This window comes from Alloalcanivorax dieselolei B5 (assembly GCF_000300005.1).
Lineage (GTDB): Bacteria > Pseudomonadota > Gammaproteobacteria > Pseudomonadales > Alcanivoracaceae > Alloalcanivorax > Alloalcanivorax dieselolei.
On sequence record NC_018691.1, the window covers coordinates 146,958 to 161,017 of the forward strand.

General features: G+C 61.9%; 9 protein-coding genes. 1 reads left to right on the top strand and 8 read right to left on the bottom strand.

The annotated features are described in order from the left end of the window. Positions 1–69: 69 nt before the first annotated feature. The 8 genes from B5T_RS22125 to B5T_RS00725 all read right to left on the bottom strand — a co-directional run bounded on the left by B5T_RS22125 (position 70) and on the right by B5T_RS00725 (position 13,056). Positions 70–6,324, bottom strand: a complete 6,255-nt coding sequence (locus tag B5T_RS22125) for an autotransporter domain-containing protein (RefSeq protein ID WP_014992508.1) — start codon at positions 6,322–6,324, stop codon at positions 70–72. A gap of 426 nt (positions 6,325–6,750) precedes the next feature. Next, positions 6,751–7,116, bottom strand: coding sequence for a SecDF P1 head subdomain-containing protein (locus B5T_RS00695; RefSeq protein WP_014992509.1), 366 nt, complete (start codon positions 7,114–7,116; stop codon positions 6,751–6,753). Between the two features lie 3 nt (positions 7,117–7,119). Next, complete coding sequence (locus tag B5T_RS00700) at positions 7,120–7,722, bottom strand: zeta toxin family protein (RefSeq protein ID WP_014992510.1); 603 nt, start codon at positions 7,720–7,722, stop codon at positions 7,120–7,122. A gap of 3 nt (positions 7,723–7,725) precedes the next feature. After that, complete coding sequence (locus B5T_RS00705) at positions 7,726–8,130, bottom strand: TA system antitoxin ParD family protein (protein ID WP_014992511.1); 405 nt, start codon at positions 8,128–8,130, stop codon at positions 7,726–7,728. Positions 8,131–8,304: 174 nt separating this feature from the next. Continuing rightward, positions 8,305–9,837 (bottom strand): BCCT family transporter, encoded by a 1,533-nt coding sequence (locus tag B5T_RS00710; protein WP_014992512.1) that lies wholly within the window; start codon positions 9,835–9,837, stop codon positions 8,305–8,307. Beyond that, positions 9,834–10,784 carry a helix-turn-helix domain-containing protein gene (locus B5T_RS00715; protein ID WP_014992513.1) on the bottom strand — a complete coding sequence of 317 codons (951 nt, stop codon included), beginning with the start codon at positions 10,782–10,784 and terminating at the stop codon, positions 9,834–9,836. Before B5T_RS00715 ends, B5T_RS00710 begins: the two co-directional genes overlap by 4 nt. A gap of 220 nt (positions 10,785–11,004) precedes the next feature. Continuing rightward, on the bottom strand, positions 11,005–11,874 hold the full coding sequence (locus B5T_RS00720) for a DUF1444 family protein (RefSeq protein WP_014992514.1): 870 nt from the start codon (positions 11,872–11,874) through the stop codon (positions 11,005–11,007). Between the two features lie 405 nt (positions 11,875–12,279). Then, a complete protein-coding gene (locus tag B5T_RS00725) occupies positions 12,280–13,056 on the bottom strand; it encodes a ferredoxin--NADP reductase (protein WP_014992515.1) in 777 nt (258 codons plus the stop codon). 111 nt (positions 13,057–13,167) lie between these two features. Between B5T_RS00725 and B5T_RS00730 the strand changes: the two genes are divergently transcribed. Then, positions 13,168–14,052, top strand: coding sequence for a LysR family transcriptional regulator (locus B5T_RS00730; RefSeq protein WP_014992516.1), 885 nt, complete (start codon positions 13,168–13,170; stop codon positions 14,050–14,052). Positions 14,053–14,060: the final 8 nt, after the last annotated feature.

A 14,060-nucleotide genomic window follows, 5' to 3' on the forward strand; every position in this document is an offset into this window, starting at 1 on the left:
GATGTTTGCACGACGACATTTACACGTCAACAATATTGATTTGAAGAAGGCGGTATGACCTGGATCTCTTCACCAGCGCACGGAGATCCCCGCCTGGCCCAGATGCTCGTTCCCTTGATCATCCACCCGGCCCTGATAATCCAGGGTCAGGTGGATGCGCGGGCTCAGTTGCACGGCGGCGCCCAGGCGAGCTTGCAAGCGCGGGTCGTCACGATCCGCCCCGTACACGGTGAAGGCTTCGCCAGCGTCGACGAATCGGGCGTCCTGTTCGCTCTGGGTATCGCCGAACGGCTGGATCCCGGCCAGTCCGGCGTGCACCCGGGCCCGACGTGCGCCGGCCTGGAAGGTGCGTCCCATATCCACACCGATCTCCGCCTCGCCCCTCTCCAGCGTGGTGTCCGTCACCTCCAGGTTCGCCGCACCGGCACCGTCTTCATGGAAGCCGTCCCGCTTCAACCGGGTCCAGGCCACCTGAGCATAAGGGCGGACCCGTTGAGCGCCGGCGGTTAGCTCAAAGCCGCTTTCCAAGGCCAGCCGGGAGGTCTCAATGGTGCTGGAGGAACGGGCCCGGGTGCCGTTCTCGAAGCGGCGTTTGTGATCGTGGTCGGTTTCGCCGTAGCTCAGATCCGCGCGCACGTAGAGAGTGTCGGTCAGATCGCGGCGGCCATAGGCGCCCACGAACCAGCCGTCCAGATCGCCGTCGGCCCGGCGCCGGTCGAAGCCCAGACGCCCCTGGGCCCGGCCCACGGCCAGTCCGGCACGGCTCTTTTCCAGCGTCCGGTCCAGCCCCAGGGTCAGATGCTCCCCTTTCAGTTCGTAGCCGGCATTACCGGTGTAGCCGTTGCGTTCTTCCTCGCTGTCCAGGGCGCCGGTTTGCAGCCACAGGCCATTGTCCGCAGTGCCGGCCAGGGTGCGCTGATCACCGGCGGCCTCTTGCGCCCGGTCGCGCTGACGCAGACGTTCACCGAACTGGCCGATCAGCCGGTCGGTGGCGCCCAGCCCGGCCACCAGGGAGTCGCCGCTGTAGCGGTCGAAGGCGGCGGGGGCGGTGTCGTGCTCCAGGGTGACGATGTCCTGGTACACCGCGTGATCCGGCGCCAGGGTTTCCACGGCACCGGCCACGGCGCGCTGGTTGCGGGTCAGGGCGACGCTGTCAAAGGTGATGTCATTGCGGGTCAGTTCCAGCAGGACATCGTTGTCCCCGTAGTCCAGACCGGCATCAAGAAAAGCGAAGCGGGATCGGACCGCTTCGAACTGGCCGAGGATCCCCCCATCGGCGCTTAAAATCGTGTACTCGGTGAAGGGCTGATAGTCGCCGTCGTTGCCCACATGCAGCACCGAGCCAGCCAGGGTGGCGCTACCGGTGACGTGGACAAGATCGCTGTCGGTATTGTCCGGACTGACTTCCACGTCATAGGCCGAACCGGCCTCGAACACCAGGTCGCCGTCCACGGTGAGGGTGCCGACACTGTTGCCCGGCGCCAGCGTGCCGCCGCTGGCCACGGTGGTGTCGCCGACGATACCGTCGCCACCGAGGGTGCCGCCGTCGTCCACCAGAACCTCGCCGCCCAGGCGACCGCTGACGCTCAATCGGCCCGCCGCTACCTGCGTGGTGCCACCGAAGCCGCTGTTGCCACCGCTCAGTTGCAAATCACCGCTGCCGGTTTTACGCAGGGTGCCGGTACCCGAGAGCTGTCCCAGGTACTCGCCGTCCTGCTGCTGGTCGAAGGTGGCGTGGCCGTCGGCCAGCAGAGCGAGATCGCCGGTGAAGCGCTCGGCGGCGGTCACCAGTTCCCCGTCATGAACGGACCAGTCCAGGGTCGAAGTGCCGGTTAGCGTGAGTGCGCCCTCGCCGTTTTTGATCAGGGTGCCGTCGGTACCGTCGAAGCCGCTGATGTCGCCGGCGAAAGTGCCGTCGCTGTCCTGTTCGAACACCACGTTGCCGGCGTTGGTCAGATGGCCGCTGATCGAGGTGGCACTGCCGAACAGGCGGCCCGCCTCGACGAAGGTGTTGCCATAGTTGTTGTCGCCGCGCAGATGCAGAATGCCCTCGCCCCGTTTGATCAGATCACCGGTGCCGTTCAGATCCTGGTTGACGATAAATTGCTGCAAGCCCTCGGCGATATCAAAACCACCGCCCTGCTCGCCCCAGGTGATCGAGCGCTGGGTCGAGAGGGAAAGAAAACCGGGATCGGTGACGCGCAACACGCCGCCGTTGAACGTCAGCCCGCTGTTGGCATCACCGAGATGGCTGTCGCCGGCCACCGAGAGCACGCCGCCATTCAGGGTGGTGCCGCCGGTGTAGCTGTTGTCACCGGTGAGCACCAGGGTGCCGGCACCGGTTTTGTTCAGGCCGTCCTGGCCGGCGATAACGTTGTTGATGGTGGCGGTGTAATCCGTGCTGTCGCCGCTGCCATCGCCGACGCGGATTTCACCGTCGCCGTCCACCAGACTCAACGCGTCGCCTTGCAACACATAGCCGTTGCCGGCGAATTGCAGGCCGGTGGCCTGAATCCCGCCGTCGGTGTCATCCAGTGTGACGGTGCCCGCGTTACCACCGAAAATCGCGAAGCCGGGTTGTGGCTGCATGGGTGCGGTGAGGGTGCCGTCGGCGTCGGTCCAACTGGCGCTGTCGTTGGACCACACACCATCGCCGCCACCCTGGCCGTCACCGTTCCAGAGGTTCAGGGTCATGCCAGCGGTGTTGAGCAGATTGATGTGGCCCTGATCGTCGAGGAACTGCAGGCTCATCCCCTGTGGCTCATCGGCCAGCAACAGGCCGCCATTGTTTTGTGTCAGAGTGCCGCTGTAATCGAACAGCCGGTACAGGCCCACGCCAAAGTCGCCGTCGTCGACGATGTTAAGCGTGCTGCCGTTGAGGGCCAGATCACCATTGACGGTGACGGTGACGCTGTCGCTTTGGCCCAAGGTATTGAAATCCCCCCCCGGGGTGCCGAACTCGAAGTCCAGCAGTGAGCCTTGCGCCAGGGTGAGGTCGCCGTCCACGGTGAGGTGGCCGAGGCTGTTGCCCGGTGCCAGCGTGCCGCCGCTGGCTACGGTGGTGCTACCCACCGTGCCGTCACCACCGAGGGCGGCGCCGTCGTTGACAGTGACCGTGCCGCCCAGGATGTCGTTGACCTTGAGGGTGCCACCATTGATTTGAGTAATGCCGGTGAACCCCGAGCTGTCACCAGTCAGCATCGTGGTGCCGGCATAGTGATTGATGCCGTGAGCGCCGGACCCCGTGCTGGCGAGCGCGGCGGCAAACACATAATTGTCTTCGTTATGGTTGAAATTGAGTGTCGCGATCCCGTCGCCGAACTCGACACGCGCGCTTTCCAGCGTGCCGGCGCTCACGGCCTGTTCGGTTGCGGCCGCGCCGATATTCAACGTACCGGAGGACTCCGTTGAATCCGCCAGGCGCACGAAGTCCCAATCCGAGGAGGTGACGCCTGTTTGCAACCGCCCGCCGCTGGAAAGCGTCAGATGCCCATCCGCCCCGTCATAACCGCCGACGATCACCGCGCCGTCATTTACCCACGAACCGCCATTGCGGAGGGAAACCGCCCCGGCGGAGTCATAGTACCGAGCGATCTGCCCCGTCATCCAACTCGTGTCGACATGGGACGTCACGGTGGCGCCGTCATCGATCACCAGCGTGCCGTTGCCCGCGTATCCCACCTCGATTTCGCCTTGCGTCTCCCAATGGCTTGTCGAGCCGGTGACGGTGACGTTACCGGCGGCGCCCGCGCCATAGCCGATCCGTGCGGTGCCGCTTTCAACGCGCCCGCCATTCTCGACCCGCAATTCCCCTTCGCCGGACTGCCCGGAGCCCCCCACATACAGGGTGCCGGTGTTGCGCCACAGGGACCCCTGGTCCTGGATAATGGCGATGGCCTGGGAGTTCGGGGAGCGGCCGAGGTAGCCGTTGCCGTTTTCCAGAACGGCGCCGTCACTGATGCGTAATTCGGCATCGCTGTTGTTGTCGCCGATCAGCACGTTGTTGCTGAAGGTGGCATGGGTAGTCTCGCCGGTCAGTGCCAGCACGCCCCGGCCATTGACGCCGCCCAGGTGCAGATAGCTGCCGGTGAGCCGCGCGCCGTCGCTTAGCAGCAGGGTGCCGCCGTCCTTTTGCTCGCCCCAAGGAGTGCCGGAACCCCGGCCGATATAGAGGCGACCGATCTGCTGCTCGCCAGTGACGGTAAGGGTGCCGGCCCCCTCCTTGATCAGGTGGCCCTGGCCGGTGAGAGCGCCGCTATAGTGGGCGTCGTTCGCCTCCTCGAAGGTGACGGAGGCGCCGTTGCCGATGGCGATGTCGCCGGTGAATCGGTCGGCGGAGGTAATCAGGCCGCCGCCGTCCACCGACCAATCCAGGGAGGAAACACCGTTGAGAGTCAGATCGCCGGCGCCGCGTTTGATCATGGTGCCATCAGCCTCCCCCAGGCCAGTGACGTTGCCCGCGAAGGCGGCATCGCCGGCTTGTTCGAACACCACGGTGCCGGCATTGGCGATATCACCGTGAAGGGACCCGGTATCGCCGATCAAGGTGCCGGCCTCCACGGTGGTGCCGCCGGTGTAGGTATTGGCGCCGCCGAGCACCAGGGTGCCGGAGCCGGCTTTGCGCAGGCCGTCGGTGCCGGTGATATCGCTGTTAATGGTGGCGGTGTAATCGCGGCTGCCGGCGCCGCCGTCACCGACGCGGATCGCCACTGGCGCCGGGTGGTCGTCATCCGCCACCAGAGTCAGTGCATCGCCTTCGAGTACATAGCCGTCGCTGACGAACTGCAGGCCGGTGGCCTGAATCCCGCCATCGGTATCGTCCAACGCCACCGTGCCCGCCTCGCCGCCAAAAATGGCGAAGCCCGGTTGCGGCTGCATGGCGCCGGTGACGGTGCCGTCGGCGTCGGCCCACACCGCCGACGTATTGGACCAGGAGCCATCGCCGCCACCGAGCTGGTTTTCGTTGGCCAGGCCGTTGGCGTTCCAGAAGTTCAATACCATGCCGGCGGTGTTGAGCAGATTGATCTGGCCGTCGTCCGTCAGGTATTGCACGGCAAGATCTTCGGCGTTGTTTTCCAATACCAGGCCATCGTTGTTTTGTGCCAGGGCGCCGCTGTAGTCGAATAACCGGTACAGGCCGGGCCCCATGTCGCCGGTGTCGGTAACGTTCAAAGTGGTACCGTTGAGCGCCAGATCGCCGTCGACGGTGACGCTGTCGCCTTGGCCCAAGGTATTGAAATCCCCACCTGGGGCGCCGAACTCGAAGTCCAGCAGTGAGCCTTGCGCCAGGGTGAGATCGCCGTCCACGGTGAGAGTGCCGATGCCGCCATCACCCGGTGCCAGCGTGCCGTCGCTGTCAATGGTGGTGGTGCCGACACTGCCGCCGCCGCTAAGGGCGCCGCCGCCGTTGACAGTGACGGTACTGGCAAGCCCTCCATTCACCTGCAGAGTGCCGCCCTCCACCTGGGTAAGGCCGGTAAAGCTGCTGGTGCCGGTGAGCACCGTGGTGCCGGCGTGGTGCTCGATGGCGCCGTTGCCGGTGATATCGGGGGTAAATTCGTAGCCGCCGCTGGTGTCGGTGTGGTTGAAGACGATCCGGCCGGAGGCATTGGCATCGGGGTTCGAGGATACCCGGCCCATTTCGATTTCGGTGGTGTTAGCGAAGCCGGGCGCGGCAGCAGGGTCGCCGGCGGCCGCGCCGATCACCAGAGTGCCGAGGGCGGATGGGCCTCCACTCTCTCCCAGAATAATGCGATTGCCGACACCGCTGACGTTGAGAGCGCCGCCGTCGGCGAGGATCAGGGTGCTGCTGGAGTTGCGGCTAATAAGGACCCCCCAATCTTCATGGGTGACCTCCGCATCCCAGGCAGAACCGGTGCCAGTGATGGTCAGGGTAGCAGGATTAATGTTCCAACCGATGGCGTGATAGCTGCCGGAGCTGGTGAGACTGCCGCTGTTTTGGATGATCAGAGGCCCGCTATACAGGATCAGCCTGCCGGATTCCGCCGCCTGCCCGTTGATCGTGATGGCGCTATCATCTCCGCCAAAAATGTTAACGTCATCGCCGCTCGCTGGGATACCGCCAGTACAACCGCCTGACGAGCATATCCAGTTGTCGGGGTCGAACCAGTCTTCTGTTAAACCGTTCCATTGATAGGAATCTGCCCAGGCCGCCCCGCCGGGGAGTATTCCCAGAGCGGTCAACAGTGCCGTCAAGGCAGCGGCCCGGGGGACGGAAGCCCTGCCCTGCCTTTTGGTGAACTCGGGCACAGCCTGCCATGTCCCGGTGCGGCGGTTGAAAAGGGTGCGGTAAATGCGGTTCATTGGTATTCCCCTGCAAAGCGCTGAAAATACAGCGGCGCGGCCCCGGCGGGCTGTTATGCGATTCGGAGCACATTATTGGGGTAAGGAGAGAGAGGGCGTTATGCGAGGCGTCTCAGGGTATTTGCAGGACGTCTCATAGAGGCACTTGGAAGGAAAAAATCTTTATTAAGCGGTTGATTGGTAAGAGAGCGGTTCGCTCTTCTATTTAAAAGGTATGGGAATAATGGCTTGCAAAACAGAGGAAATTTGCGCCATAGTTTGAATCGACATTCGGGGATATTGCGTTCCCGCATGTCGGTTTCATGATTTGGTTTTCATAGCTTTCTTCATTTTTCCTTCCGGCTCTGCCGGGCCCGGCCGGACGGCCCCAGGATGGGGCCTCCGGTTCGGTGTTTTCAACACGCCTCCAGGGTTTCACGATAATCATCAGTGATCATCGGAGAGCGTCAAAGCGCCACCTTTATTCAGCGTCTCGGCGATTTCGCCGGCGGTTTTGCCGTCGAATCCTTCTTCTCCGGCGGACAGCCGCAGGCTGCCGGTGTCGATGACACTCTGCAAGAAAGGTGAAGTCAACAAGTAACCCTCCACGGACAGATGGATTTGTTGGCCCACCCGGTCACGGGTGAAATCGGCCAGGGTTTGCCGGCTTTCCGGATCGAGCGTGATATCAATCACGTCCCGGGTTGTATCAGGCGACGTTCTCTTCTCCGCGCTTTCCACCTGCAGGGTTACCGTTTCAGCCTGTAGGCTGGTGGACAACAACAGCAACGGAAGGCATTTCAGGATACGCATGGTCTAGTCGTCCTCCTGGCCGAACAGCAAGGTGTCGACCCAATCGGGTTGTATATCGGTAAGAGGAATGTAGTGCCCTTCCTCCACATAACCCACTCGCAGAAGCGGTGTTTCCGCGCTGCTGTTATCGATTAGATGCGCTTGATCGCAAAGCGGCAGGGCCAGGTGCACATGCCTGAACGTGCGAGGCAAACGAGCGTGGATCTTATCGGCCGGCACATGATGTCCGCCTTCCTCGGTGCGCTGATGGACACGGGCCTGATTGAGTTGCGGATCGTCCAGGTGAATAAAAACCAGGATCACCTGATAACCTCTGGCTTTGGCCTGGGCGATGAAGTCGATTTTGGAAGGGTGTGAAAATACCGTTTCGTAGCAAAAACTTTGCCCCTGATGAATCAGCATATCGCGCAGTTGCCGGGCCAGGGCGGCGGCCTGATAGCTATGCGCTTCCGGGGCCTGGGGAAAGCGTTGCCGGGCGATCACATCCGCATTGACGAACGGTAGGCCGGCATTCTGCAGGGCTTCCCGGTAGAAAGTGCTTTTGCCGGCACCGTTGCCGCCCACCAGAATCCACAGTTGCTTTTCCGATGGGGGGTGCGAGGCCATGATTCAGTTCTCGGCGATGAAAGTGCCGTCAACGAATCGCCCCACGCGGATCTCTCCGGAGGCGCTGATCTGTTCCAGGCGGCCTGGATGGCGGCGCGAAGCCTGATAGCGCACTGCACTGGCGGATATCTGCCGGGCCAGGGTGCCGGAGGCGCGGCGGGCTTCCAGATTGCTGAACACGGTCTCTGACGCCACCGGTTTGGACACCGTCCGCTCCACGCGCAGAGTGGCGATACCCGCCGTGATTTCCAGGATGTCCTGCGGACTGAGCCGTGGTGCCAGGGTCCGGCCCAGATCGGCCCATTGCTCTATCTGCTCCGCCGCGCTGCGGTGAAGTAACTCGCCGTAGGTCTTGGCGGCATCCATCAACTCCGATTGCAGCCGTACCGGTGAGGCGGATTTGCCCATGAGCGTCTCCTGATCGTGACATTTTTTGATTTGTAGCATTTTGCTACACCGGCTGCAATGGCGAATATCGCCGGTTTTGTAGACGGGGCTGTGAGAGCTGCCTTGGCAGCGAATTGGTGTATAGACGTACCGGCATATGTAAGAGTGCCCGCGAGTTGTGGGCAGCATAACGGCTCAGCTTTCCGATTCGACTTGGACACTTTGCCTGGTGGCTTCCACCAGCATCAGAATCAAACTGCCGGCGCTGCCGAGCACGATGATCAAGCCGGGCAAGCCGGCCAGGTTGGCGAGCATTTTGATGCCGTCCACGCCCAGGTAGGTGGCGCTGCCCCACCCCACGGCGCCGATAATGGCCCCCCAGAGCAGTTTGATGGCGAACGGCGATGTCATGTCCTCGGCGGTCACTGCCCGGGTACACAGGCCGCCGATGGCGTCCGTGTTGGAGTCGGCGGCGGTGATGAAGGAAATCAGACAGGCGAAGATAAAAAACAGGCCGAGGGTAAAGCTGCCGGGCAGATAGCTGAACAATTGATAGGAGATGGCCGCCAGTCCCTCGTCTTTATAGACCTGGTACAAGGCGCCGTGGTCCTGGATGTCGAAATACAATGCGGAGGCACCGAAGGCGGAGAACCAGAGAATGCCGAACGCCGACGGCAGCACCAGATTGACCAGAATGAACTGGCGCACCGTGTAACCCTGGGCGATTTTGCCGAGGAACAGGCAGGACAGAGGCGCCCAGGCGAACCAACTGGCGAAGAAGGCGGTGGTCCACTTGGCGGACCACTGGCTGTTGGCCGGCTCGCGGGTCATCAAATGGCGCGGGAAAAAATCACTCAGATAGGTCACCAGGGCGTCGCCGCCCGCGCGGAGAATAAAGCCGCCCGGCCCCACCAGCAGCAGGTAGAGCATCAGGGCGATAAACAGCACGGCATTCATGCGGGCAAGCAATTGGATGCCGCCGCGCAGGCCGGTGGCCGCGGATAACAACGCCACGGCGATAATGCACGACGCGGCCAGGGCGTAGATCATGCTGCTCTTGGGGATATCGAACAATACCCGCAGGCCATCCCCGATCAGCAGAAGGCCGCCGCTCAATACCGCGGACATACCCACCACAACGGAAAACAAAACCAACCCGTCCACCAACTCGCCGAACCGCCCCTGAAAACGGTCGCCGAACAGCGGGCGCAGTAAAGCGCGGATGGAAAAGCCGTAACCGTGATTGTGAAAGCCGAGCGCGAAGGTCAGAGCCGCCACGGTATAAATGGCGTAAGGAGCCAGCGTCCAGTGAACCAACACGGAGGACAGGGCGAATCGCAGGGCGCCGTCACTGCCGGGGCGGGCGCCGGAAAAAGCCGGCGGTTCATGGAAATGCACCACCGGTTCCGCCACCGCCCAGAACAGAATGCCCATGGCGATGACCGTGGTCAGGGATACCGAAAACCAGCGAAACGGCGAATAGATCGGCTCGGCCGTCGCGCCGCCGATGCGCACCTTGCCCAGGGGGGAAACGAAGGCCACGAGACACAACAATAACAGACCCAGGGCCGAGTAAAGGAATACCGGTGACAAGGTATGGATTAGTACGGCGTTGAGTGCGGTGGTGAAGTCGATGAAGCGCTGTTGGTCGATGGCGATCAGCGTCAACGCCGCCAGCATGGCCGTCAGGGCTGGCCAGAAGGCGATGGGTTTGAGCCGCCGTTTCATCGGAGTCGATGTTGTTGACGGAGGTCGCGGGGGCGCATACCGAAGCGGCGGCGAAACAGGCGGCTGAAACTGGTGCTGTCGACAAAGCCGCAACGGGCGGCGATGTCGGCGATGGTTTGATGGGCGGGCGCCCCCCGCAGCAGGCGCCATACCCGGCGCAGGCGGACTTCGCGTAGATAGCCGGCCACGGTCAGATCTTGATCGGCGAAGGCACGGTAGAGGGTGGCGCGGGAGCAGCTCAGCCGCTGGGCCAGGGTGCTGGCGTCCAGGTCCGGATCACCCAGGTGGCGGTGGATCAGTTGCCGGGCCAGGGCAAACAGCAAGGTGGGCCGTTCCTTTTCCGGCCGCCGGCCGATGGTGTTCAACGTGGCAAGCGCCAAATCGATGATTTGATCCAGGATCAGGCTCTGATGTTTGATATCCAGAGTGGCGCCATGGTGGGCCAGGAGCCGAAGTTGGTCATGTAGGAACGGGAAGAGCGGGCTGTGGTGCAGGGTTTGTATCAACTCGCTGGGGGGCGGCGGATCACCACCCAAGGCCTGACACACCGCGTCCCGGTCCAGGGAAAGATGTAATCCCTGATGGGGGCCCCAAGCGACTCGGGATGGATGGGCGGGATCATAGAACAGCAACTCGCCGGGGCCCGAGCGCAATGCCCGGTCGCCGTCCTGCTCATGGCATCTTTCGCCGGCCAGCACCAGCCCCAGGTTCACCAGCCCGCGCTCTTCCCGCCGGCAATGGTTCTGGCGGCGCCGGCCGGAGACGGGATCCGACTGGTACCAATACACATCCCCGCGTGGGGCAATCAGTGCCGAAGCCCGGGCCTGGAAGCCATCGCGCTGAACAGGGCTGGGGGTATCGGCCTCGAAGTCGTAAAACACGGTTTCCCGCCAGAAATCGTAGGCGTCCCGTGGGCGCAGAGTATCCGTGGAAAGGGACAGAAACACACAGTCCTTGGGGCGTCCATACTCTGGGGACCAACGTCCCCGTTCCGGCGTCCACTCCCAGATGTCCGGTGCCCAATCCCATTGCACTGCTGAACGCGGCTCGTCCAAATTTCCCCCGCTGCATGACTTTATTCTGGTCTTTGCTCATGTATGCCGTGGGGAAGAGCGAAAATCAACCCGGGGCATGGTCCGGTCCGGGGCAAGCGGGATCAACGCCCGTTCATGGACCGGTAAACGCAAGCAGGTCACCGTCGCGGAAGACGAATAGATCGTTTGATAGCGAATAGGGTGACTCCGCCGCCATATCGGTGGCGACCTGGCGAAGTTTGCCGAGACCCTCTTTATCTTCGCTGCCACAGATCATCAGCCTGTCGCGGGCGGGAATGGCCAGAACCGGTTCGCCGGCCACCTCCAACCGCTCACGCCAGTGTTCGAACAACAGCGCCATGCTGGCTTCGTAGTTCGTGTCCAGAGTCACGAAGTAACGGCCGTCACCGCCTTTCAACTGAAGATGGGGCAGCCACTGCCGCTGCAGGTTGTCGAGGGCAAGCCGGTGCAGGGCCTCCCGATCACCGCCGAATTTTTCCAGCACTTCGCCGCCGACAAAGCGCATCTGTTCGCCGCTATCTTCCACATAAGTGATCAGCAGTTCGTCGTTGCTCAGAGGGCGGGTGAGGAAAGGCATCTGATCGGGGGTGGCGTCAGGAAACGCCTGGCGCATCTGCTCCAGGGAGGCGTCGAGCCAAGCGCGGGTCTTGATGACCGGCAGGACCACGGCCTCGTCTTGGGTTTGCGTCGCCTGATCCTGGTTGCGGATATAGGTGTGGATGATCTGATCGAGGTTGTCCGGATCGCGCCGATAGGTGTCATAGGCGTTGTCCAGGAAATGGCAGATTTCCCAGCCGCCTTCACTGTCCCAGCGCACCGAGAAGCGATTGGTGTCATCGGATTGGATACGCACTTCGGCGGGACCGAGAAGCTCCTTCACCGTGGCGGCATAGCGTTGCGCGAACGCTTTCGCATCAAGCAGGTTACCGTTACCGGAAGAGGGGGTCGGTTTCTTGCCGAAAAGACGGCGAAGCAATTCCATGCCCTGACTCCTTTACCCTTGGCGGGATTGTCATCCTGTGGAGTGGACAGCATACGCCAAGAACAGTGGTGATGGAGCCCTCTGCCTGCCTCTCCGCCATGAACCCAGAGATCGCTACGAAGCCGCTGTGGGAGCCAGCTTGCTGGCGAATACGGTCCTTCGGTGTTGGGATATTCGCTTGCAAGCGGAGCGCCGCCCGGCAAGCTTCCCACAGCGGCTTCGTGATTCAGTCTGTTGTGTCCCCGATGGAGGGTGACCGCCGTGGACGGCGGTCATAAAAAATCGTCGGAAACGATTTTTAACGTCACTCCAGTGACGGCCCGGAGGGTGACCCGCCATGGATGGCGGTCATAAAAAACCCCGCGCGAGGCGGGGTCAAAAAAACAGATTCAGCGCTTGTAGCCATTACTTTTCCACGAATGCCCGCTCGATCACGTACTCGTGGATATGGCCGCCGCGGCTCTCACGGAAGCCCCAGCCATCCAGCAGGCGGGTGAGGTCCTTGAGCATGGCCGGGCTGCCGCACAGCATGAAACGGTCTTCTTCCAGGTTGGGTTGGGGCAGACCCAGATCCTCGAAGATTTTCCCGGAGTCCATCAGATTGGTGAGCCGGCCCTGGTTACGGAACGGTTCCCGGGTGACGGTCGGGTAGTACTTCAGCTTGCCCTGGATCATGTCACCGAAGAACTCGTTGTTGGGCAACTCGTCCTGGATCATGTCCTGATAGGCCAGCTCGGAAACGAAGCGCACACCGTGAGTCAGGATCACCTGGTCAAAGCGCTCATAGATCTCCGGATCCTTGATGATGCTCAGGAACGGCGCCAAACCGGTGCCGGTGGATAGCAGCCACAGGCGTTTGCCCGGCAGCAGATGGTCCGCCACCAGGGTCCCGGTGGGTTTGCGGCTCACATAGATTTTGTCGCCCGGCTTGATTTTCTGCAGCTGGGAAGTGAGCGGGCCATCCGGCACCTTGATGCTGAAGAACTCCAGCTCTTCCTCATGGTTGGCGCTGGCGATGGAATAGGCGCGCAGCAGAGGACGACCGTTGTCCTGTTCCAGACCGATCATGGTGAAATGACCGTTCTTGAAGCGGAAGCCCGGGTCGCGGCTGGTGGTAAAACTGAACAACGTGTCGTTCCAGTGCCGAACACTGGTGACCGTTTCGGTATTCAGATTCGACATAAGCTAATACGCCTTTATTCCAAAATACTTTAGTTGATGAGAATGTAACCGTTTCGCCGATATCGGTAAAATGGGTTGTACCGATATTTGATATCGACTTTGGTGATAACAATGAGATACACCCTGCGACAACTGGAGGTGTTCCTCGCCGTGGCCCATCACGAGAACGTGAGCCGGGCGGCGCGGGATCTGAACATGTCTCAGTCCGCCGCCTCCGGCGCTCTCAAGGAGCTGGAAACCCAGTTCGACATCAAACTGTTCGAACGCGCCGGTAAAAAGCTGCGGCTCAACGAACTGGGACGTCAGCTTTGGCCCAGAGCGGAAGCTCTGTTGGGGCAGGCCCGGGATCTGGAGTCCGGTTTGCAGGCTCACCAGGAGTTGGGGCGCCTCAAGGTCGGGGCCACACTGACCATCGGTAATTACCTGGCGGTGAATATCATGGCTCGGTATATGGCGGAGCAGCCCGGAGCCCAGGTGAAACTGGAGGTGGCGAATACCGCCACGATTGTCGACCGGGTGCTGGCCTTCGATCTGGATTTGGGGTTGATCGAAGGGGAAATCAACCACACCGACCTGGAGCTGCTGCCCTGGCGAGAGGACGAACTGGTGGTGTTCTGCGCCCCTGATCACCCCCTGGCGAAACAGAAAGTGCTATCCGGCGACGATCTTTTGGCCGCCACCTGGATCGTACGCGAAACCGGTTCGGGAACGCGACAGACCTTCGAGCGGGCTATGCATGGCCTTTTACCCGGTCTGAAACTGTTGCTCGAACTGGAACACACCGAAGCGATCAAACGGGCGGTGGAGGCCGGGCTGGGGATCAGTTGCCTGTCCCGGGTGTCACTGCGCGAGGCGTTTCGGCGCGGTTCCCTGGTGCCTTTGGCCGTGCCGGGGCGGGATTTCAGCCGTGAGTTCTATTTCGTATTGCACCGGCAGAAATACCGCAGCCCCGGCGTTGAGCGCTGGTTGGAGCTATGCCGGCAATCGCCCGAGTAAAATAGTGA